Annotated in this window: 18 protein-coding genes and 1 pseudogene; 10 read left to right on the forward strand and 9 right to left on the reverse strand. The window is 68.3% G+C overall.

Going from position 1 to position 20,299, the window contains the following annotated elements; all coding sequences use genetic code 11:
* Positions 1 to 275 (reverse strand): annotated as a pseudogene (locus ON39_RS31570) (DUF5666 domain-containing protein); the annotation flags it as partial.
* 109 nt (positions 276 to 384) lie between these two features.
* Positions 385 to 2,940, reverse strand: a complete 2,556-nt coding sequence (clpB, locus tag ON39_RS31575) for an ATP-dependent chaperone ClpB (protein ID WP_040739713.1) — start codon at positions 2,938 to 2,940, stop codon at positions 385 to 387.
* 302 nt (positions 2,941 to 3,242) lie between these two features.
* On the opposite strand from clpB, the gene ON39_RS31580 reads away from it, so the two are divergent.
* The 3 genes from ON39_RS31580 to ON39_RS31590 all read left to right on the forward strand — a co-directional run bounded on the left by ON39_RS31580 (position 3,243) and on the right by ON39_RS31590 (position 6,526).
* The gene (locus ON39_RS31580; RefSeq protein WP_040739714.1) at positions 3,243 to 4,178 is read left to right on the forward strand and encodes an NADP-dependent oxidoreductase; all 936 of its coding nucleotides are present in this window, start codon (positions 3,243 to 3,245) and stop codon (positions 4,176 to 4,178) included.
* A 327-nt stretch (positions 4,179 to 4,505) separates the two neighbouring features.
* Positions 4,506 to 5,663 (forward strand): FAD-binding oxidoreductase, encoded by a 1,158-nt coding sequence (locus ON39_RS31585; RefSeq protein WP_040739715.1) that lies wholly within the window; start codon positions 4,506 to 4,508, stop codon positions 5,661 to 5,663.
* Between the two features lie 14 nt (positions 5,664 to 5,677).
* Entirely contained in the window at positions 5,678 to 6,526 is an 849-nt protein-coding gene (locus tag ON39_RS31590; protein WP_246002884.1) for an FAD-binding oxidoreductase, read from the forward strand.
* Between the two features lie 114 nt (positions 6,527 to 6,640).
* Here ON39_RS31590 and ON39_RS31595 read toward each other — a convergent pair whose 3' ends face one another.
* From ON39_RS31595 to dnaK, 5 genes are all read right to left on the reverse strand, one after another.
* On the reverse strand, positions 6,641 to 7,810 hold the full coding sequence (locus tag ON39_RS31595) for an FAD-binding oxidoreductase (protein WP_040739716.1): 1,170 nt from the start codon (positions 7,808 to 7,810) through the stop codon (positions 6,641 to 6,643).
* Positions 7,811 to 8,377: 567 nt separating this feature from the next.
* A complete protein-coding gene (locus tag ON39_RS31600; RefSeq protein WP_040739717.1) occupies positions 8,378 to 8,788 on the reverse strand; it encodes a heat shock protein transcriptional repressor HspR in 411 nt (136 codons plus the stop codon).
* On the reverse strand, positions 8,788 to 9,948 hold the full coding sequence (gene dnaJ, locus ON39_RS31605; RefSeq protein ID WP_040739718.1) for a molecular chaperone DnaJ: 1,161 nt from the start codon (positions 9,946 to 9,948) through the stop codon (positions 8,788 to 8,790). The genes ON39_RS31600 and dnaJ overlap by 1 nt, the downstream gene beginning before the upstream one ends.
* A gap of 173 nt (positions 9,949 to 10,121) precedes the next feature.
* Complete coding sequence (gene grpE / locus ON39_RS31610) at positions 10,122 to 10,823, reverse strand: nucleotide exchange factor GrpE (protein ID WP_040739719.1); 702 nt, start codon at positions 10,821 to 10,823, stop codon at positions 10,122 to 10,124.
* Complete coding sequence (gene dnaK, locus ON39_RS31615; protein WP_040739720.1) at positions 10,820 to 12,670, reverse strand: molecular chaperone DnaK; 1,851 nt, start codon at positions 12,668 to 12,670, stop codon at positions 10,820 to 10,822. Before dnaK ends, grpE begins: the two co-directional genes overlap by 4 nt.
* A 339-nt stretch (positions 12,671 to 13,009) precedes the next feature.
* On the opposite strand from dnaK, the gene ON39_RS31620 reads away from it, so the two are divergent.
* Complete coding sequence (locus ON39_RS31620; protein WP_040739722.1) at positions 13,010 to 14,602, forward strand: FAD-binding oxidoreductase; 1,593 nt, start codon at positions 13,010 to 13,012, stop codon at positions 14,600 to 14,602.
* Between the two features lie 38 nt (positions 14,603 to 14,640).
* Here ON39_RS31620 and ON39_RS31625 read toward each other — a convergent pair whose 3' ends face one another.
* A complete protein-coding gene (locus tag ON39_RS31625; RefSeq protein ID WP_246002885.1) occupies positions 14,641 to 16,071 on the reverse strand; it encodes an MFS transporter in 1,431 nt (476 codons plus the stop codon).
* A gap of 81 nt (positions 16,072 to 16,152) precedes the next feature.
* Between ON39_RS31625 and ON39_RS31630 the strand changes: the two genes are divergently transcribed.
* The 6 genes from ON39_RS31630 (at position 16,153) to ON39_RS31650 (ending at position 19,461) form a co-directional block, all read left to right on the forward strand.
* Positions 16,153 to 16,593, forward strand: coding sequence for a winged helix-turn-helix transcriptional regulator (locus tag ON39_RS31630; RefSeq protein WP_040739723.1), 441 nt, complete (start codon positions 16,153 to 16,155; stop codon positions 16,591 to 16,593).
* Between the two features lie 65 nt (positions 16,594 to 16,658).
* Positions 16,659 to 17,819: a zinc-binding dehydrogenase gene (locus ON39_RS31635; protein WP_040739724.1), complete on the forward strand. Its 1,161-nt coding sequence runs from the start codon at positions 16,659 to 16,661 to the stop codon at positions 17,817 to 17,819.
* Positions 17,820 to 17,865: 46 nt separating this feature from the next.
* Positions 17,866 to 18,369, forward strand: a complete 504-nt coding sequence (locus ON39_RS31640) for a hypothetical protein (protein WP_040739725.1) — start codon at positions 17,866 to 17,868, stop codon at positions 18,367 to 18,369.
* Between the two features lie 22 nt (positions 18,370 to 18,391).
* On the forward strand, positions 18,392 to 18,703 hold the full coding sequence (locus ON39_RS31645; RefSeq protein WP_040739727.1) for a DUF6968 family protein: 312 nt from the start codon (positions 18,392 to 18,394) through the stop codon (positions 18,701 to 18,703).
* The gene (locus ON39_RS49120) at positions 18,700 to 18,948 is read left to right on the forward strand and encodes a DUF6968 family protein (protein ID WP_146251107.1); all 249 of its coding nucleotides are present in this window, start codon (positions 18,700 to 18,702) and stop codon (positions 18,946 to 18,948) included. Before ON39_RS31645 ends, ON39_RS49120 begins: the two co-directional genes overlap by 4 nt.
* Positions 18,949 to 19,179: 231 nt before the next feature.
* Positions 19,180 to 19,461, forward strand: coding sequence for a helix-turn-helix domain-containing protein (locus ON39_RS31650; RefSeq protein ID WP_040739728.1), 282 nt, complete (start codon positions 19,180 to 19,182; stop codon positions 19,459 to 19,461).
* Positions 19,462 to 19,483: 22 nt separating this feature from the next.
* On the opposite strand, the gene ON39_RS31655 is transcribed toward ON39_RS31650, so the two are convergent.
* Positions 19,484 to 20,299: FAD-dependent monooxygenase (locus tag ON39_RS31655; protein ID WP_040739731.1), on the reverse strand; the 816-nt coding region annotated here is incomplete at its 5' end.

A 20,299-nucleotide genomic window follows, 5' to 3' on the forward strand; every position in this document is an offset into this window, starting at 1 on the left:
GGCGGCGGCGCGTCCTGGGCCCACTGATTGCCGTAGGTGCTCTCGTAGGCGCCCCACTGGTTGTCGTGCGGCGGGAACTCACGGGTGGCGTTGGGCGGGGGCGTTGACCACGGCTCGAACTGCTCGGTCGCCGGGTACGCCGAGGGCGCGCCGGACCCGTACGCCTCGGAGTACTCCGTGGTGTGCCGCGGCTGCTCGAACCCGGACTTGCCCGCCGGGTGCTCGGTCGGCGTCTGCTCCGGCCGCTGCCCCCACGGATCGTTCGGGTTGGTCATGGCATCCAGGTTAGGCGTTCCGGCGCGTTCGGGGGCACCGCCCGCGCCTACCCGCGACGACCGGTTCGGCGAGTCGGCGGCCGATGTCGATCGGCCGCCGACCCACCCGTCAGTTCCCGACGATGAGGCCGTCGCCGTCCGGCGAGACGTTCACCCGCACCGTGTCACCGTCGGTGACCTCGCCCGCCAGCAGCTCCTTGGCGAGGGTGTCGCCGATCGACTGCTGGACCAGCCTGCGCAGCGGCCGCGCGCCGTAGACCGGGTCGTAGCCCCGCACGGCCAGCCAGAACCGGGCCGAGTCGCTCACGTCCAGCTTCAGCCTGCGCTGCGACAGCCGCTTCTGCAGCTGGTCGAGCTGGATGTCGACGATGTGCTCGAGCTGTTCCTCGTCGAGGTTGTGGAACATGACGACGTCGTCGAGGCGGTTGAGGAACTCCGGCTTGAACGCCGAACGCACCGCGTTCATGACGAAGTCGCGCTCGCCGCCCGCGCCCAGGTTGGACGTCAGGATGAGGATCGTGTTGCGGAAGTCCACCGTGCGGCCCTGGCCGTCGGTGAGCCGCCCCTCGTCGAGCACGGCGAGCAGGATGTCGAACACGTCCGGGTGCGCCTTCTCGATCTCGTCGAACAGCACCACCGTGTACGGCCTGCGCCGCACCGCCTCGGTGAGCTGACCGCCCTGGTCGTAGCCGACGTATCCGGGCGGGGCGCCGACGAGGCGGGCCACCGAGTGCTTCTCGCTGTACTCGCTCATGTCGATCCGGACCATGGCGCGCTCGTCGTCGAACAGGAAGTCCGCCAAGGCTTTCGCCAGCTCCGTCTTGCCGACGCCGGTCGGGCCGACGAACATGAACGAGCCGGTCGGCCGGTTCGGGTCGGCGACGCCCGCGCGCGCCCGGCGCACCGCGTCGGACACCGCCTGCACCGCCTCCTTCTGCCCGACCACCCGGCGGCCGAGCTCCTGCTCCATGCGCAGCAGCTTCTGGCTCTCGCCCTCGAGCAGCCGGCCGACCTGGATGCCGGTCCACGCCGAGACCACCTCGGCGATATCGTCGGGCCCGACCTCCTCCTTGAGCATGACCTCGCCGTCGGCCGCCGCGCCGGAGGCCTTCTCGGCCTCGGCGAGCTGCTTCTCCAGCGCCGGGATCCGGCCGTAGCGCAGCTCGGCGGCCTTGCCGAGATCGCCGTCGCGCTCGGCCCGCTCGGACTCGCCGCGCAGATTCTCCAGCTCCTCCTTGAGGACTCGCACCTGATCGATGGCGCTCTTCTCGTTCTGCCAGCGGGTGGTCAGCTGGTTGAGCTTCTCGCGGTCGTCCGCGAGTTCCTGGCGCAGCTTCTCCAGCCGCTGCTTGGAGGCCTCGTCGGTCTCCTTGCTCAGCGCGACCTCCTCGATCTCGAGCCGGCGCACCGCGCGCTCCACCTCATCGATCTCCACCGGACGCGAGTCGATCTCCATGCGCAGCCGGGAGGCGGACTCGTCGACCAGGTCGATCGCCTTGTCCGGCAGGAACCGGGAGGTGATGTAGCGGTCGCTGAGCGCGGCCGCGGCCACCAGCGCGGAGTCGGTGATGCGCACGCCGTGGTGCACCTCGTAGCGCTCCTTGATGCCGCGCAGGATGCCGATGGTGTCCTCCACCGACGGCTCGCCGACGAGCACCTGCTGGAAGCGGCGCTCCAGGGCCGCGTCCTTCTCGATGTGTTTGCGGTACTCCTCCAGCGTGGTCGCGCCGACCAGGCGCAGCTCGCCGCGGGCCAGCATGGGCTTGATCATGTTGCCCGCGTCCATCGCGGACTCGCCGGTGGCGCCGGCGCCGACGATGGTGTGCAGCTCATCGATGAACGTGATGATCTGTCCCGCACTGTTCTTGATGTCCTCGAGCACCGCCTTGAGGCGCTCCTCGAACTCGCCGCGGTACTTCGCGCCCGCGACCATCGCGCCGAGGTCGAGCGAGACGACGGACTTGCCGCGCAGCGACTCCGGCACGTCACCGGCCACGATGCGCTGGGCCAGGCCCTCCACGATCGCGGTCTTGCCGACGCCGGGCTCGCCGATCAGCACCGGGTTGTTCTTGGTGCGGCGGCTCAAAACCTGGACTACGCGGCGGATTTCGGTGTCGCGCCCGATCACCGGGTCGAGCTTGCCCGAGCGGGCGGCCTCGGTGAGGTCGGTGGAGTACTTCTCCAGCGCCTGGTAGCTGCCCTCGGGATCGGGGCTGGTGACCCTGGCGCTGCCGCGCACGGCGGTGAACGCCTCGCGCAGCGCGTCGGCGTTGGCGCCGTACTTGACGAGCAGCATCGTCACGTCCGAGTCGCCCTGCGCGAGGCCGACCATGACGTGCTCGGTGGAGACGTATTCGTCGCCGAGCTCGGTGGCCAGGCGCTGAGCGGCGGTGATCGCGGCCAGCGCCTCACGGCCGAGCTGCGGGGTGGTGGTCGCGCCGGTCGCCCTCGGCAGCTTGTCCACGATGTCCTGGGCCTCGCGCCGGATCGTCGCCGAGTCGACGCCGACGGCCTTGAGCAGCGGGGCGGCGATGCCGTCGGTTTGATCCAGCAACGCCACCAACAAGTGGGCCGGGCGAATCTCCGGATTGCCCGCGGCCGAGGCGGCCTGCAGCGCGGCGGTCAAGGCCGCCTGAGTCTTGGTGGTGGGATTGAACGAGTCCACAAGGCACCTTCCTACTAGTCGATTGGCACGGCGCAGGAGCGAGGTTCCGCACGAACCTCGCACGGCCGCCTGCCGTCCTACACATCCAACGCGGGAAGAGTTGAGTCTGTTCCGCTCAAGTTCACTTATTTGGGCCGCGTCTGAACGGTACGCCGCGACACCGTGCCAATGCGATGAATCACACCGGGCATGGGGTATGGATGCATACGATGAGCTTTGCCGTTAGTTGATGCATCACAGAGCGCTTGCCAGCAGGACGGTGCGAGAGTCCACCCTCCGCACCCCGATCAAGGAGCGGATGGATGCGCGCGATCGTCGTACGGAAGTTCGGAGACCAGCCCGAGTTGACCGACATGCCCGTCCCCGAGGCCGGACCGGGCGCGGTGCGGGTGCAGCTGGAGGCGGCGGGGGTCAACCCGTTCGACGCGAAGATGGCCGACGGCATCCTGGATGGCAAACTGCCGCACGACTTTCCGATGATCCTCGGCGTGGACGGCGCGGGCACCGTCGCCTCGGTCGGGCCGGGCGTGGCCCACTTCGCCGTCGGCGACCGGGTGGTCGGCAAGTTCCTGAACCCGCCGGCCGGGCACGGCAGCTTCGCCGAGTACGCGGTCATCCCCGAGGGCGGCATCCTGGTGCGCGTGCCCGAGGGCGTGCCGACCGTCGCGGCCGCGGCGCTGCCGACCGCGGGCATCACCGCGCAGGACATGGTGGACGCCACCGGGATCGCACCGGGCCAGACCGTGCTGATCGTCGGCGCGACCGGCGGCGTCGGCTCGTTCCTCGTCCAGCTGGCGAACATGGCGGGCGCGAACGTCATCGCGACCGCCCGCGGCGAGGTCGCCGACCAGATGACCCGGCTCGGCGCCGCCGAGACCGTCGACTACACCGCGGGCCCGGTGCGCGAACAGGTCGCCGCCGCCCACCCCGACGGCATCGACGTCCTCTACGACCTGGTGAGTCCGCCAGAGGCGCTCGCCGAGCTGACCGGCCTGGTCCGCGACGGCGGCGTCGTCTACTCCACCATCTGGTCGGCCGACGAGGACGCCCTGCGGACCAGGGGCATCCGCGGCGGTAATATCGAATCCAAGGGCGGTCCAAGGGAATTGGCCCGACTACTGGACCGGGTCGCCGAGGGCGACGTGGTGGTCCCCATCGACGCCACCGTCCCCCTCGCCGACGGCGCCGCCACCATCGGCGCGAGCGGCGCCCGCGGCAAGACGGTCCTGACCATCTAGTCGCCGGCCGGTAGCCGGCCCGCCCGCGGCGCCCGGCGAACACCCTGCCGAAACACGGTGGGCAATTCGGCAGATAACCTGTCGGCGACGGCCGAAGCGCCAGCGAGACCGTGCCGCCGCCCGTACGGCGCACGGTCCGTGCGCGCCGGCGAGCAAGCCCGTCGGACGGTACGGGCCGGTGGCCTAGCCGAGCGTCGGCGAGGTGTAGTCACGAGCAGGTTGTGCATACCAACACGACCACCGCTTTTTCGGGGATACTGATCAGCGGAGGACCGCCGGTTACGGATACGTCCCCGGGCAGAACTGAGGGAAAGGAAGCTCCGCGTCGTGGATGCGCGTTCGGCTGCGCTGGTCCGCGCCAACTTCCGTTCGGTAGTCGAGGCACCGAACGGACCCGAGCGGTTGGTCAGTGCGTTCTACGGCCATTTGTTCGCCGAGAACCCCCAACTGCGGGAACTCTTCCCGCCTGCGATGGACATGCAGGCCAAACGGATCGCCACGGCGATCCAGTACGTGCTCGATCACCTCGAGGACTGGGACCGGGCGCAGAGATTTCTCGAACAACTGGCGCGCGACCACCGCAAGTACGGGGTCGACGCGGCGCACTACGACGCCGCCGGCCGGGCACTGCTGTCGGCGTTCCGCGCCTACAACGGCGCGGCCTGGCATCGCGGGCTCGAGGAGGGCTGGCGCGACATCACCATCCTGATCTCCGCGTCCATGGCCATCGGCGCCAACTCCGACAAGTCCCAGCCGTACTGGGAGGCGACCGTGGTCGGTCATCGCCGGGTGCTCGAGGACCTGGCCATCGTCCGGCTGCAATCCGACAGCCCGATCCCCTACCAGGCCGGGCAGTACGTGCCGCTCACGGTGCCGCAGCGGCCGAAGATGTGGCGCTACTTCTCCCCGGCCATTCCCGCTAATCCGTACGGGGAGATCGAGTTCCACGTCCGCAAGGTCCGCAGCGGCTGGGTGAGCCCGGCCATCGTGAACGAGACCAGGGTCGGTGACCGCTGGCAGATCGCCGGACCGCTCGGCGGCCTGCACGTCGACCGGGACAGCGGCCGCGACGTGCTGATGATCGGCGCGGGCACCGGCATCGCCCCGCTGCGCGCCCAGCTGATCGAGATGGGCCAGCGCGGCATCAACCCGAGGGTGCACTTCTTCATCGGCGGCCGCTACCCCTGCGATCTCTACGACGTGGAGAACATGTGGCAGCTCTCGCAGAGCAATCCGTGGCTCACCATCGTCCCGGTCTGCGAACAGAAGACCAATCCGTGGTGGTATCCCCATCCGCCGCAGGAAGAGCCGTACGGCATGCATCGGCGATTGATCGGTAATCTTGGCGCGGTGGTCGCGAGCTTCGGCGCGTGGGCGGACCGGCAGATCCAGATCGCCGGGTCGGCGAAGATGATCGCGGACACCCGGCGCGCGTTGATCGCGGTCGGTACTCCGGAGCACATCATCAGCTCCGACCCTGTGTGATGAAGGAGGTCCCCATGGGAGATGGCAGCGGACTAGGGCCACCGGGCGCGTGGGGACCGGGAGACGGCAACGGACACGGTCGGCCGGGTGACCCGGGGACGCTCGGCAACGGCGCTCCCCTGCCGACAGAGTGGACGGCCACGGTTGTCGGACATCATCGAATTCGCCACGACCTGGCGGTGATTCGCCTGATCGGCGAGTTCGTCCCGTTTGTCGCCGGTCAATCCGTCGAGGTCACGGTGCCGCAGCAGCCGAGCATGCGGCGCAGGCTCTCCCCCGCGCTGCCGCCGTCGCTGGACGGCAAGCTGGAGTTCCACGTGCGCACCGTGCCGGGCGGCTGGTGCAGCGGCTCGATCGTGGCCGACACCCGGCCCGGCGACGAATGGCAGATCCGTTCTCCCCTGGGCGGTTTCACGATCGACCCGGCGGGCGACGAGGTGGTGATGATCGCGGGCGGCACCGGCCTGGCGCCCATGCGCGCGCAGATCCTGGACCTGGCGCGTGCGCCGGAACCGCCGCGCACCTACCTGTTCTTCGGCGGCCACACCCCACGCGACCTGTACGCCTCGGACATGCTGTACCTGCTGGCCGGCGAGTTGCCTTGGCTCACAGTCATTCCCGTGGTCGAGACGCCGGACGACCCGAGCTGGGTGGACGAGTGGTACGAGCGCAGCCGGGTGAACATCGGCTTCCCGGCGGACGAGATGCTGTTCGGCACGCTCGCCGAGGTGGTCGGGTCGCACGGGGCGTTCGAGAACCATCAGGTGCTGGTGTGCGGCTCCCCCGCCATGGTCAACGCCACCGTCGACCGGCTGCTCGCCACCGGCACGCCGCCGGAGCGGATCCAGTTCGAGGGGCTGTGACGGAGAGCCCCGAAATGCTGTGACCCTAGCCGGAATCCGGCCGCAGTACTGGGACGCGACCGGATTCCGACTGAGCCCGGGAAAACGGGAGGGGTCGAGTTCCCGGGCGGCCGGTCAGAACAGGGGGTCGTGGCGGATGTTCTTGGTGAGCGTCCCCGCGGCCATCATGCGGAACTTGGTGGTCTGCACCATCGACGGTGAGCCGACGATCTGCACGTCCCGGTCTGCCCAGGCGCCGAAGCCGGCGACCACCTTGCCGATCTGGCCCGTCAGTCGCGGCTCGAGGCCGGCGTAGGCGGGTGCGAGTTCGCCGGAATCGGTGTACCACCAAGGGTTTTCGTCGTGTTCGGTCACCGGGGTCACGGTGAGCCAGCGGTTGGCGACCGCGAGGCTGTTCAGCGTGTCCAGGTCGTAGAGGTCGCACGGGTGATGCCCGCCGACGAACAGGTGCACCTTCGGGTTGGTGCGCCGCTGCGCCATCGCCATCAGCTGGGCGCGCAGCGGCGCGATGCCGGTGCCGCAGCCGACCATCAGCATTTTGCGCTTGGTGTTGCGCGGGATGCCGAGGCCGCCGAGCGGCGAGCCGAGCAGCCACTTGTCGCCCACGGCGGTCCGGCCGACGATGGCCGAGCTGACCCAGCCGCCGAGCACGCCGCGGACGTGAAACTCGATCTCCCCGTTGGCATTCGCGGGTACGGCGGGCGACAGGTAGCGCCACATCCTCGGCCGGGCCGGGATCTGCACGCTGAGATACTGGCCCGCCGCGTACTGCATCGGCTGGTCGAGTTGCAGCCGCAGCACGGCCAGGTTGCGCAGGACGTCGCGGCGCTCCACCACGGTGCCGGTCCACACCGGCGGCGTGGTCTCCTTCTCCGCCGCGCCGATCATGGTGTCGCCGATGATCTTCAGGCCCTCGTCCCAGGCCCGGTCGACCTCGTCGGTCCACATCTCGGTACCCGCGTACACCCGCATCGCGGTCTTCAGCGAGACGGCGACCGCAGTGTAATGCGCCGGCTGCACACCGTATTTGCGATGGTCACGCCCGAGCTGGGCGAGGAAGGGCAACAGCTTGTTCGGCTCCTCGAGCCGGTCCAGGGCATAGCCGATGGCCTTGACGAGGCGATCACGCTGGACGTCCATGGCTGCTGGAAAGAGATCGCGGACTCGAGGGTAGTCGGTGAACAGGATCGCGTAGAACGATCTCGCTAATTTCTCCGGCCCCCCTTCCTCCGCAGCAACCGCCTTGAACGTAGTTCTGATCAAAGCGACAGTGCGCGAATCCATTTGTGTCACAACCCCATTTCGCACTCGAACACAAACTGTGCCGGCGAGTGTGGTGCTGCGGGACACTCGTCAGCAGCCGTTGCCAAGGAGTGTAGGCGAGGTTTGCCGGGAGTGGAATCCTCCGTTTAAACAACAAGCCTGTAATTCCCAGGAAACGAGGAGCTACCGCGTTAAACGCGCACGAAACCGACTGATAGACCGCAAAAAACGGATGTAGTCGGTCGCGGATTCACTGAATTTGCAAGGCTCATTATGCAATCCTCGCGTACGCCGCGATCTCAGAGCGACCACATGGCAACACCTCTGGACGCCCGGGGGACCGAGCCGATCTCGGCTCGCACCGCGCCGCCGGGGCGCGCGGCGGAAATGGCACGGCGCGACCACCTGGGGCGCGAAGCCTCCGATGCGCTCTCGCGCACCACAACTCGGCTTATCGTTGGCTACCCTTCCGAATCGCGCTCCGACGCGACTTCGGGCCGCTGACCTCGGAGCATGATCAATATCCCGAGGCCGGCGGCCCGATAGTTAGCCAGGCGTATTCAGTATTGTTGCGGCACCGCGGTTCGCTCAATTCTTCCGGCGATTACGCGGTTGCCACACCACCAGTGCGGTACTGCGTTGCGGCGGCGAAAGATCGGGCCGATAACCCGCGCGCAGGCGGTCCAGCTCGGCCGATAGTTCGGTGACGCGCTGCTGTAATTCCTCGACCTGGTTGGTCAGTTCGATGATGCGCTTGATGCCCGCCAGGTTGACGCCCTCGTCCTGAGACAGCCGCTGCACCTCGCGCAGCAGTTCGACGTCCCTGGCCGAGTAGCGTCGCCCGCCGCCCGAAGTCCGTTGTGGCGTAACCAGTCCCAGACGGTCATACGTGCGCAGGGTCTGCGCGTGCATGCCCGCGAGCTGAGCCGCCACCGAGATCATGAAGAACTCGACGCGCGACGAGTTGCCGCCGCCCGCCTGCTTCGGATCATTGGACATCAAGCACCTGCCCATCCTGCCCGTGGATCGAATCCGCTGGCCTTCTCCGCCTCCGCGTACCGCCGCAGCGCCTCGGCCGCGTTGTCGTCCAGCTTCTGCGGCACCGCCACCTTGACGGTGACCAGCAGATCACCGGCGCCGCCGCCGCGCTTGGGCACGCCACGACCGCGCACCCGGAGAATACGACCGTCCGCGGTGCCCGGGGGCACCTTCACGCCGACGCGACCCTCCAGCGTTGGCACCGAAACCGTGGTCCCGAGCACCAATTCGCTGTAGCTGACCGGCAGCACCAGGGTCAGGTCGTCGCCGTTGCGGCCGAAGACCTTGTCCTGGCTGACGTGCACGCTGACGAACAGGTCGCCCGAGGGCGCGCCGCGCAGGCCCGCCTCGCCCTGTCCGGCCAGCCGAATCCGTTGTCCGTCACTGACTCCCGGCGGAATCCGCACCGTGATGGTGCGCGTGCGGTTCTGGATGCCGCTGCCGTGGCAGTCGACGCACGGGTCGTCGATGATCGAGCCGGTGCCCCGGCAGTCATCGCACGGCTCGCTGAAGCCGAACGCGCCCTGGTTGCGGCTGATGACGCCGGTTCCGTTGCAGTGCGGGCAGACCCGCGGGCTCGTTCCCGGCTTGGCGCCGCTGCCGTGACAGGTGGTACACGGCGACGGGCTCGTCATCCGCAGCGGAACCGTCACGCCCTGCGCGGCCTCGCGGAAACCGAGGGTCGTCTCGGTCTCCACATCGGCCCCGCGGCGCGGCCGGCTCGTCGTGCGCGTGCCGCCCCGGTTGAACAGGCCGCCGAGCAGGTCACCGAGGCCACCGTCGCCGGCGCTCGCGCCGCCGAAGATGTCGCCGATATTGAAGTCCTGCGAAAAGCCGCCGCCCCCACCGGGAGTGAACCCGCCGCCGCGCGGATAGCCGCCACCCGCGAACAGCTTGCGGGTCTCGTCGTACTCCTTGCGCTTGGCCGGATCCGACAGCACCGCGTGCGCCTCGCTGACGGACTTGAACCGCTCCTCGGCTTTGGTGTCACCGGGATTGGCGTCCGGATGCAGGTCACGCGCGAGCTTGCGGTACGCCTTCTTGATCTCGTCCTGCGAGGCGCCGGAGGAGACACCCAGCTCTTTATAGAAGTCCTTCTCGATCCACTCCCGTTGACTCACCGGATATCTCCTCCTCTCGCAGTGTTCGATCTGCGGCGCTCGCGGAGCCCTGCGTGGTTACGCTCCGCTGCCGCCTCCGGGCTCGTCGCTCGCGCCGCGGTGTTGAATCTGCGGCGCTCGCGGAGCCCTGCGTCGTCATACTCCCTGCCGCCTCCGGGCTCGGCGCCGCGGAGTTACTGTTTGTTCGCGCCGGCATCAGCGTCCGATGCCTCGGCCGAATCGGTGGTGGCCGCGCCCGCCACGCCATCGGTTACCCCGACCAGCGCGTGCCGAAGCACCCGCTCGCCGAACCGATAGCCCTTGCGCATCACGAGACCGATCACCGGGTCGTGTCCGGAGCCCTCGTGCTGCACGGCCTCGTGCAGGGTCGGGTCGAAAGGCTCACCCTCCGTACCGAACTCCTCGAGGCCCTGCTTCTGCAGCGCGGTGGACAGCTTGTCCGCCACCGACTTCAGCGGCCCGTTGTCCAGGTCGCCGTGCGCCCGTGCGCGATCGAGATCGTCGAGCACGCCGAGCAACTCGGTGACGACGGCGGCCTTGGCGGTGTCGATCGCGGTCTTGCGATCGCGTTCGACGCGACGCCGGTAGTTGGCGTACTCCGCGGTCAGGCGCTGCAGGTCGGCGGTGCGCTCGGCGAGTTCCTTGCTGATGGCGTCGGCCAGCAGCTCGGCGCCCTGCGCCGCACCGATGATGGGCTCCGCACCGTTCTCGGCGTCCGGGCCGGGCCCGGCGGCGGCCTCGGCCGCCGCCGGCTCCGTTACCTCACCCGACTGCGCGGCACCGGTCCGGTCCTCCGGATCGATCTTGCGCTTGTCCGTGAAGGTGATCGGCTCTTGCCCGGAGTCGCGGTGCTCCGAATTGTTGCCGTTGGTCACTTCTTCTCCGTGTCGACCGGCTCGTCCACAACTTCGGCGTCCACGACCTGGTCATCGGCGTCCGAGGCGGCCGAGGATCCGTTGCCGGACGCGGCGGCGTCGTTGGCCGAGGACTCGTAGATGGCCTGGCCCAGCGCCTGCGACTCGGTCGCCAGCTTCTCGACGGCCGCCTTGACCGCGGCGATGTCGGTGCCCTTGAGCGCCTCGTTCGCCTCGGCGATGGCCGCCTCGACCTTGGACTTGATGTCCGCGGGGACCTTGTCCTCGTTGTCCTTGATGAACTTCTCGGTCTGGTGCACCAGCGACTCGGCCTGGTTGCGGGTCTCGGCCTCCTCGCGGCGGGCCTTGTCCTCGGCGGCGTGCGCCTCGGCGTCCTTGACCATCCGGTCGATCTCCTCCTTGGACAGGCCGGAGCCGTCCTGGATCTTGATCGTGTTCTCCTTGCCGGTGCCCTTGTCCTTCGCGGTCACGTGCACGATGCCGTTGGCGTCGATGTCGAAGGTGACCTCGATCTGCGGCACGCCGCGCGGGGCCGGCGGGATGCCGGTCAGCTCGAAGGAGCCGAGCAGCTTGTTGTGCGAGGCGATCTCGCGCTCACCCTGGAACACCTGGATCTGCACCGACGGCTGGTTGTCGTCGGCCGTGGTGAAGGTCTCCGAGCGCTTGGTCGGAATGGTGGTGTTGCGCTCGATGAGCTTGGTCATCACGCCGCCCTTGGTCTCGATGCCCAGCGACAGCGGGGTCACATCGAGCAGCAGGACGTCCTTGACCTCGCCCTTGAGCACACCGGCCTGCAGGGCGGCGCCGACGGCGACGACCTCGTCCGGGTTCACGCCCTTGTTCGGCTCGCGACCGCCGGTCAGCTCCTTGACCAGGTCGGAGACGGCGGGCATGCGGGTCGAGCCACCGACGAGCACGACGTGGTCGATGTCGGCCACGTTGATGCCCGCGTCCTTGATCACGGACTGGAACGGCGCGCGGGTGCGGTCGAGCAGGTCCGAGGTGATCTTCTGGAACTCGGCGCGGGTCAGCTGCTCGTCGAGGAACAGCGGGTTCTTGTCGGCGTCGACCGTGATGTAGGGCAGGTTGATCGAGGTGCTCTGCGAGGAGCTCAGCTCGATCTTGGCCTTCTCCGCGGCCTCACGCAGCCGCTGCATGGCCATCTTGTCCTTGGTGAGGTCGATGCCCGCGCTGGCCTTGAACTTGTCCACCAGCCAGGACACGACGCGCTCGTCCCAGTCGTCGCCACCGAGGTGGTTGTCGCCGGAGGTGGCGCGGACCTCGACGACGCCCTCGCCGATCTCGAGCAGCGAGACGTCGAAGGTGCCGCCACCGAGGTCGAAGACCAGGATGGTCTGTTCCTTGTCGCCCTTGTCCAGGCCGTACGCGAGCGCGGCCGCGGTGGGCTCGTTGACGATGCGCAGCACGTTCAGGCCGGCGATCTGGCCGGCTTCCTTGGTGGCCTGCCGCTGGGCGTCCTCGAAGTACGCCGGCACGGTGATGACCGCGTCGGTGATCTCCTCACCGAGGTAGGCCTCCGCGTCGCGCTTCAGCTTCATGAGCGTGCGCGCGCTGATCTCCTGCGGCGTGTACTTCTTGCCGTCGATCTCGACGGTCCAGTCGGTGCCGATGTGGCGCTTGACCGAGCGGATGGTGCGGTCGACGTTGGTGACGGCCTGGTTCTTGGCCGGCTGGCCGACCAGCACCTCGCCGTTCTTCGCGAAGGCGACGATCGACGGGGTGGTGCGCGATCCTTCCGAGTTGGCCACGACGACCGGTTCGCCGCCTTCGAGCACGGCGACGACCGAGTTCGTGGTCCCGAGGTCGATTCCGACCGCACGAGCCATTGTTGTTCCTCCTAATTGACGTACTTATAGGTGTCGGTGCTGGGCGATGTCGCCCTGCGGCCAGGTCGCCCCGTGCCGCGAGACCTCGCCCCAAGCACCTGACGGAGCACGGTCCCAGCAACGCTGAGCGGGGTCGACTCAATCCTGCCCCCAGAGATCGCCGGGAGTCAACTCAAACTTGAGTCTGTCACACTCAACACTGTCGAATAGCTCAACGGCCGGCCTGTGCGAATCATTCCCGAACGCCGACCCGGATGTCGTTCCTTCGCGATTGTCCTCCGCCGAGCCGTCGCGGCCACCGTGGTCCAATAGGCGCGGATTCGGCGGAGAGGAGTCACGGTGCCGCGCTCATGGTGGGGTTGGGGCAATGTGGAGGACGCGGTCGACGGCGCGGAGCGGGCGGCGCTGACCGCGCGGGTCGCGGCGATCCTGCCCGGGGCCGATCTCACCGTGCACCGGCCGCCGGCGATCGAATCGCTCGCGCTGCCCGAGCCCCGCGTCGCCGCGCCCGGCCCGCTCGCGGCGCTGGCCTCGGCGGATCCCGCCGATCGCGCGGCGTACGCGCACGGGCAGGCCTTCCGCGACGTGGTGCGAAATCTGCTGGGCCAGATAGCGACTCCGCCCGATCTCGTCGTCCGGCCGCGCACCGAGTCCGACGTCGTCGACGTGCTCGACTGGGCGAGCGGGGCGAATATCGCTGTAATCCCGTTCGGCGGAGGCACTTCCGTGGTCGGCGGGGTGGAGCCGCGGCTCGACGGCGAGTTCGCCGGTGCGGTGAGTCTGGATCTCGGGGCGCTCGACCGCGTGCTCGAGATCGATCGGGCCAGTCGCGCGGCCCGGATCCAGGCCGGTGTGCTCGGGCCCGCGCTGGAAGACCAACTGCGCGAGGCGAAGCTGACCCTTCGGCATTTCCCGCAGTCGTTCGAGTTCTCCACGCTCGGCGGCTGGCTCGCCACGCGAGCGGGCGGGCACTTCGCCACGCTGTACACCCACATCGATGATCTGGTCGAGTCGATGCGGGTGGTGACGCCGGCGGGTGTCAGCGAGTCCCGCCGGTTGCCCGGCTCGGGCGCTGGGCCCGCGCCGGACCGGATGTTCCTCGGCTCCGAGGGCATCCTGGGCGTGATCACCGAGGCGTGGGTGCGCCTGCAAGACCGGCCGCGTTGGCGCGCAACGGCTTCCGTGCACTTCGACGACTACGGTCGCGCGGTCGCGGCCACCCGCGCCGTCGCGCAGTCGGGCCTGTACCCCACCAACTGCCGGCTGCTCGATCCCGCCGAGGCCTTCCTCAACGCGGGCGCGGCGACCTCGGGCGGGGTGCTGGTGCTCGGCTTCGAGTCCGCGGACCACCCGACGCGGCCGTGGATGGAACGCGCCGTCGAGATCGTGGTCGAGCACGGCGGCACGCTGCCCGAGCCCGTGCGCTACACCGACTCCGACGCCCCCGCGCACGGCGGCGGCACGGCCGACACGTGGCGCTCGTCCTTTCTGCGCATGCCCTACCAGCGCGACGCGCTCGCCGCGCAGTCGATTATCACCGAGACCTTCGAAACAGCCTGTACGTGGGACAGATTCGAGGCGCTGCAGGCGGCGGTGACCACCGCGGCGAACGACGCGATCCGGGCGGTCGGCGCCACGGGCGTGGTCACCTGCCGGTTCACCCACGTCTATCCCGACGGGCCCGCACCGTATTTCGGCGTCTACGCGGCGGGCCGCTGGGGCAGCACGGTCGCACAGTGGGACGAGATCAAAACCGCTGTGTCCGAGGCGCTTTCGGCCGAGGGCGGGACGATCACGCACCACCGCGCGGTGGGCCGGGATCACCGGCCGTGGTACGACAGGCAGCGATCGGAGCCGTTCGCGCTCGCGCTGCGCGCGGCGAAGTCCGCGCTCGATCCGGCGGGGATTCTTAATCCGGGTGTGCTGCTGTGACTTCGGGCCGGAGCGACTCTCACTCCGGCCCGTCTTCATCAAGCGTGCACGAGTGGCGCTTCGGTGGCGGGGATCGCGGTGCGGCGCAGGCCGGTCGCCGCTATCACGCCCGCCAGCACCGCGGCCACGACCGGGACGATCAGCGCCGTGCGCAGGCCGTCCATGCCGAGCCTGCCCGCATCGACCGCGGCGACGTTCACCGCGGTCACCACCGAAACCCCCAGCGCCGCGCCGAATTGGGTCGACGTGTAGAGCAACCCGCCCGCCAAGCCGTGCTCCTGCTCGGCGACACCGTCGGTGCCCGCGATGGTCAGCGGGCCGTAGACGAGCGAAAAGGCCACGGCCAGAAGCAACATCGTCGGGAGCATGGCGAGGTAGGCGCGGTCGAGTTCGGTCGGCAGGAACAGCACGTAGGCGAGCGCCGCGAGGACGACACCGCCGAAGATTACCCGGACATTGCCGAACCTGCGCACCAGCCACGGGGTCAGCAGCGGCGCGAGCAGCGCGTCCAAGCCCATCACCGCCATCGCGAGTCCGGTCTGCACCGTGCTCCAGCCGCGCAGTTCCTGAAGGTACAAGGTCACGAGGAACTGGAAACCCATGAACGAGCCGATGAACAGGACGGCGACCAGATTGGTGCGGACCAGCGGAGCCGAGCGCAGGATGCCGAGCCGGACGAGCGGTGTGGCGACGCGGCGTTCGTTCGCGACGAAAAGGGCGAGCGCGGCCAGGCCCGCGGCGAAGGTCGCGGCGGTCAGCGCCGGACCATCGTCGGCGTGTTCCAGCCGGACCACGCCGTAGACCATCAGCAACATCGCGCCTGTCACGCTCAGCGCGCCGAACAGATCGAAGCCGCCCCGAACTCTTTCCGGCACACCGGAATCCCGGACAAGCGCGATCGCGGCCAGCAACAGCGCGGCGGAGACGAGCACCGGAACGAAGAACACCCAGCGCCAGCCGAACGCCGTCAGCAGGCCGCCGATCACCATGCCGAGCGAGAAACCGCCCGCGGCGATGCCCGCGTAGTACATCAACGCCCGGTCGCGCACCGGGCCCTCGGCGAAGTTCGTGGTGATCAACGACAGACCGGCAGGCGCCAGGAACGCCGCGGCCACACCTGTGACGAATCGGGCGGTCAGCAGCATCCATCCGGTCGTCGCGAAACCGCCGAGGCCGGAGAAGACAAGGAACACGGCCAGCCAGAACAGGAACATGCGCCTGCGCCCGAGCAGGTCCGCGGCGCGCCCGCCGAGCAGCACGAACCCGCCGTAGCCGAGCACATAGGCCGACACCACGCCGCTGAGCATCCCGGTGGACAAGCCCAGCTCGGCCCGGATCGAGGGCAACGCCACATTGAGCATCCCCACGTCGAGGCCCTCCAGGAAGATCGCGCCGCACAACACCGCGAGCACGCCCCAGGCGCGGCCGGACATCTCCGAAAAGACGGCGGCCGCCTCGGTTTTCACCATTACGACTCCAAACTCGGTTCCCCATAGTGGGGTCGGTTACCTCTTGATACCGAGGGAAAGTCTCAGGCAGAATCGATGACCATGGAAGAAGGCACTTCGAAGTCACCCGGGCACTGCGGGGATACCGCCGCCGACTGGGCGGTTTCCCAGTGGGACACCCGCGTCGACTGCGAGGTGCGCCAGATCCTCGACCGCGTCGCCGACAAATGGTCGCTGCTGGTGATCGCGCTGCTCGACCAGCGCAGCCTGCGATTCACCGAGTTGAAGCGCAAGATCGACGGGGTCAGCCAGCGAATGCTCACCCGCACGCTGCGCCAGCTCGAGCGTGACGGGCTGGTGTCGCGCACCGTTCATCCGACGGTGCCGCCGCGCGTCGACTACGCGCTGACCCCGCTCGGCGCGAGCCTGCACACCACCATCAAGGCGCTCGTCACCTGGACCGAGGGTCATCAGAACGAAATCGCCGCGGCCCGCGACGCTTACGACCGGCGCGCCGAGCAGGAGTCGCTCGCGACGGTCTGACGGTCCTGGTCGACGGGCGGTGCGCGCAGTAGCGTGATCCAAGCCGCCGAGTCGAGGAGTGCACCATGCGGGCCGCCGTCGTCACCAACTCCGTCTTCGAGGTCACCGACCTCCCCACCCCGATACCCGGCCGGGGGCAGCTCCTGATCGATGTGACCCGCTGCGGCATCTGCGGTTCCGACCTGCATGCCAGCAGCCACGCCGACGAGATGGCCGAACTGGGCGTGGCCACCGGCTACGACTCGTTCATGCGGTCGCACCAGAGCGTGGTGCTCGGGCACGAATTCAGCGGCGCGGTAGTCGATTACGGGCCCGGGTGCCGCAGGCGGTGGGCGCCGGGCACGCCCGTGGTCGCCCTGCCGATCGTGCGGCACGGGTCGAAGCCGCAGCTGACCGGGCTGTCGGTCGAGGCGCCCGGCGCCTACGCCGAGCAGGTGGTGGTGCAGGAATCGATGACCATGCCGGTGCCGAACGGGCTGTCCGCCGAGCACGCCGCGCTCACCGAGCCCATGGCTGTGGCTTGGCACGCGGTACGCCGGGGGCGAGTCGGCAAGGGGCAGAACGCTTTCGTCATCGGCTGCGGGCCCATCGGTCTCGCGGTCATCAGCATGCTGAAGGCCGCAGGTGTGCGCACCGTTATCGCCAGCGATTTCTCGCCGCGCCGCCGGGAACTCGCGACCGCGTGCGGCGCGGACATCGTCGTCGACCCCGCCACCGACTCGCCATGGACCGCGGCGCCCCGGCGCGGCCGGATCAACGGCGTCACCGACATTCTCAGTCTCGGCTTCGACACCATGGAACGCCTGCGCCGCGTCCCGAACCTGCCGTGGTGGTACGTCTTCCGCCTCGCGCACACCCTCGACGCAGGGCCGTCCGGGCCGGTCATCTTCGAATGCGTCGGCGTCCCAGGCATTCTCGACCAAATCCTCACCGCCGCTCCCCCGCTCTCACGCGTGGTAGTCGTCGGCGTCTGCATGGAGACCGACCGCATCCACCCCGCCATGGCCATCAACAAGGAGCTCGAACTCCGCTTCGCCTTCGGCTACGACCCCGGCGAATTCCGCGACACCCTCCACATGCTCGCCGAAGGAAAAGTAGACCCCACCCCCTTGATCACCGCCACCGTAGGCCTCAACGGCATATCCGCCGCCTTCACCACCCTCGCCACCCCCACCCACCACGCAAAGATCCTCATAGACCCCCAAAGCCCCATCACCACCCCCTGATCCCCGAAAGTATCGACTCCCACCACCACCGAACACGACCAAGCCATTGCCTTTGCAGACGAGCGCGTTTGTCGACTACATGAATGCGCTGTCCGTCGAGCCCTCGGTGTCGACGCTGTCCAAGACGGCCGCCACGGGCGTCGGTGCAGCGTTCGGGGGAATCTGGCACGTTTTTCAAAAGATGGAACCGCTGCGGACGCCTCCGCGTCCAATCATGTGTACCGATTCGAAAAACGTTTCGGGAAAAGTGTTTTCGGGAGGGAACAACGTGTCCGCAACATATTCGATTGCCAGGCGTGCGGTAGGGGTCGCCGCGATCGCCTTCACCATGTTCACTGTCGGCGCCGGCGTAGTCACCGCGTCACCTACTGCGCCGGGACCGGATCCAAGAGTCGTGCTTGTTGCGCTGGCCGCGGGCCCCAAGGAAGACTGTGATGTCCTTTACAACGACCAGATGAACTACTGCTACGGCATCCCGGACGAGGAGCTGAAGCAGATGTGCCGCGAAGCGGCATGGAATACCTACCTGTTGTGCCTGTCCAGCAATTGACTTCGATCCGCGGGAGGCCGGTGTGAGTAGCGACATCGATGAGGTAGTCATTGCCCGCACCGTTCAAGACGGTGATCACGATGTTCGCATCGAGGTCACCGATCCCCGCCCCGATACCGCTTCCGGGGGCTGGCGGTGCACTTATCGGATCGACGGTGGCGCTGCTCGATCGATCGGCGGGCGCGATGGGCTGGCCGCCATCTACGCCGCCCTGGTCGAGATCGGCGACGATCTTGCACGAGCCAATGATGAGGGTGCGCATTTCACGGTGTTCGGCCAAGCCGACCTCGGATTTCCAGCCCGCACGTCCGGGACCTCGGCAGGCGCACAGTGAACGCCCGCGAGTTCGGCCCACCACTGGGCACCCGTACCGTCGCCACTGCGTCGGGCTCGGTCGACGTCACGATCGGCCGACCACGACAGGATTCGGCCCGCCCGCGAATATATCTGTGCCCGTATCGCATTGGTGACCGCGCCGACGCTTACGCCGAAGGCATCGACCAGGTCCACGCTCTGATGTCGGCGATCCATAGCGTCAGCGCCATCCTTAAGATTCCGCGTGATTGGCCGGGAAATTAGACCGGCGCCACGCCGCTACATCAGAGAGCGGAGGGCAGGGCCCGAACGTCGGCCTAGATGTCCGTGAGCCACCGATGGACACGCTTGCCGACGCTTTCGGGTCATCTACGTCGCGAGGCTCGCCGACCACATCTATGTCTTGCATTGCTGACTTCGGCGGATCTGAGCCTTGCGGCGGCGATACGGCTGGCACAGGACGTAGCACAGATAAAAGAAAGAAGGAGAGCGCTGATGGCGGACGAGACGTTCGACAGCGTGTGGGATGCGATCGAGGACACCCCACAGGAGGCCGAGAATATGCGGTTGCGGTCGCGGCTGATGATCGACCTGACGGAACGAATCACCTCCCAGGGGTGGACGCAGGTCGCGGCCGCGGAACGGCTCGGGGTGACACAGCCCAGAGTCTCCGACCTGATGCGCGGCAAGGTTCACCTGTTCAGCTTGGATGCGCTCGTCAACATGATCACCGCGGCGGGCATGCACGTGGAGATGTCGGTCGGGCCCGCGGCCTGAGCTCGGGAAGGCTTGCGGCACTTCACGATTTGCGTGCGGCGCGCGTCTCGTGGGTGCGGTAGTCGGGGAGTTGGATTGTGCGGGCGACCTTTTGGGGGGCGCCGCCGATGAGGGTGCGCCAGGGGAGGTAGGGGAGGAGGCGGACGTTGAGGTTGCGGAGGCGGATCATCGCGTTGGTGGGGGGTGCGTACCATTTGCCGACGCCTTCGGCGAAGGATTGGCAGGCCTCGACCAGCGGGAGCAGTTCGCGGCGGTAGCGGGGGAAGGCGATGGTGTGGTCGCCGTCGGCGGCGGCGAGTTCGCCGGCCAGGATGTATGCGCCGACGAGGGAGAGGTTGGTGCCCTGGCCGGATAAGGGGGCGGCGCAGTAGCCGGCGTCGCCGACCAGGGCGACTCGGCCCTTGGACCAGTCGTCCATGCGGATCTGCGCCATGGCGTCGAAGTAGAAGTCGGTGGCGGCGGGCAGGTGCGCGAGCAGGCGCGGCACCTCCCAGCCCGCGTCGGCGAAGGTGTCGGCGAGGATGCGCTTCTGCTGTTCGACGTCGCGGTAGTCGTAGTCGATCTCCGCCGACTCGAAGGCGAAAATCGCCTTGGCGCGGTCCTTTTCGCGAGCGCTGTAACTGCCGGCGATCTTGCCGGGAATGTTGTAGTCCAGTTCCCAGTGGTCGAGCTCGAGCAGGTTCGGCGTGGAGAAGATGGAGATGTAGTAGCCCATGTGCCGCAGGTAGTTCGACTCCGGACCGAACACCAGCCTGCGCGTGTTGGAGTGCACGCCGTCGGCGCCGATGACCAGATCGAAGGTCCGGGGCTCGGCGCGCGCGAAGGTGACCCGCACCCC

This window comes from Nocardia tenerifensis NBRC 101015 (assembly GCF_000308715.1).
GTDB classification, from domain to species: domain Bacteria; phylum Actinomycetota; class Actinomycetes; order Mycobacteriales; family Mycobacteriaceae; genus Nocardia; species Nocardia tenerifensis.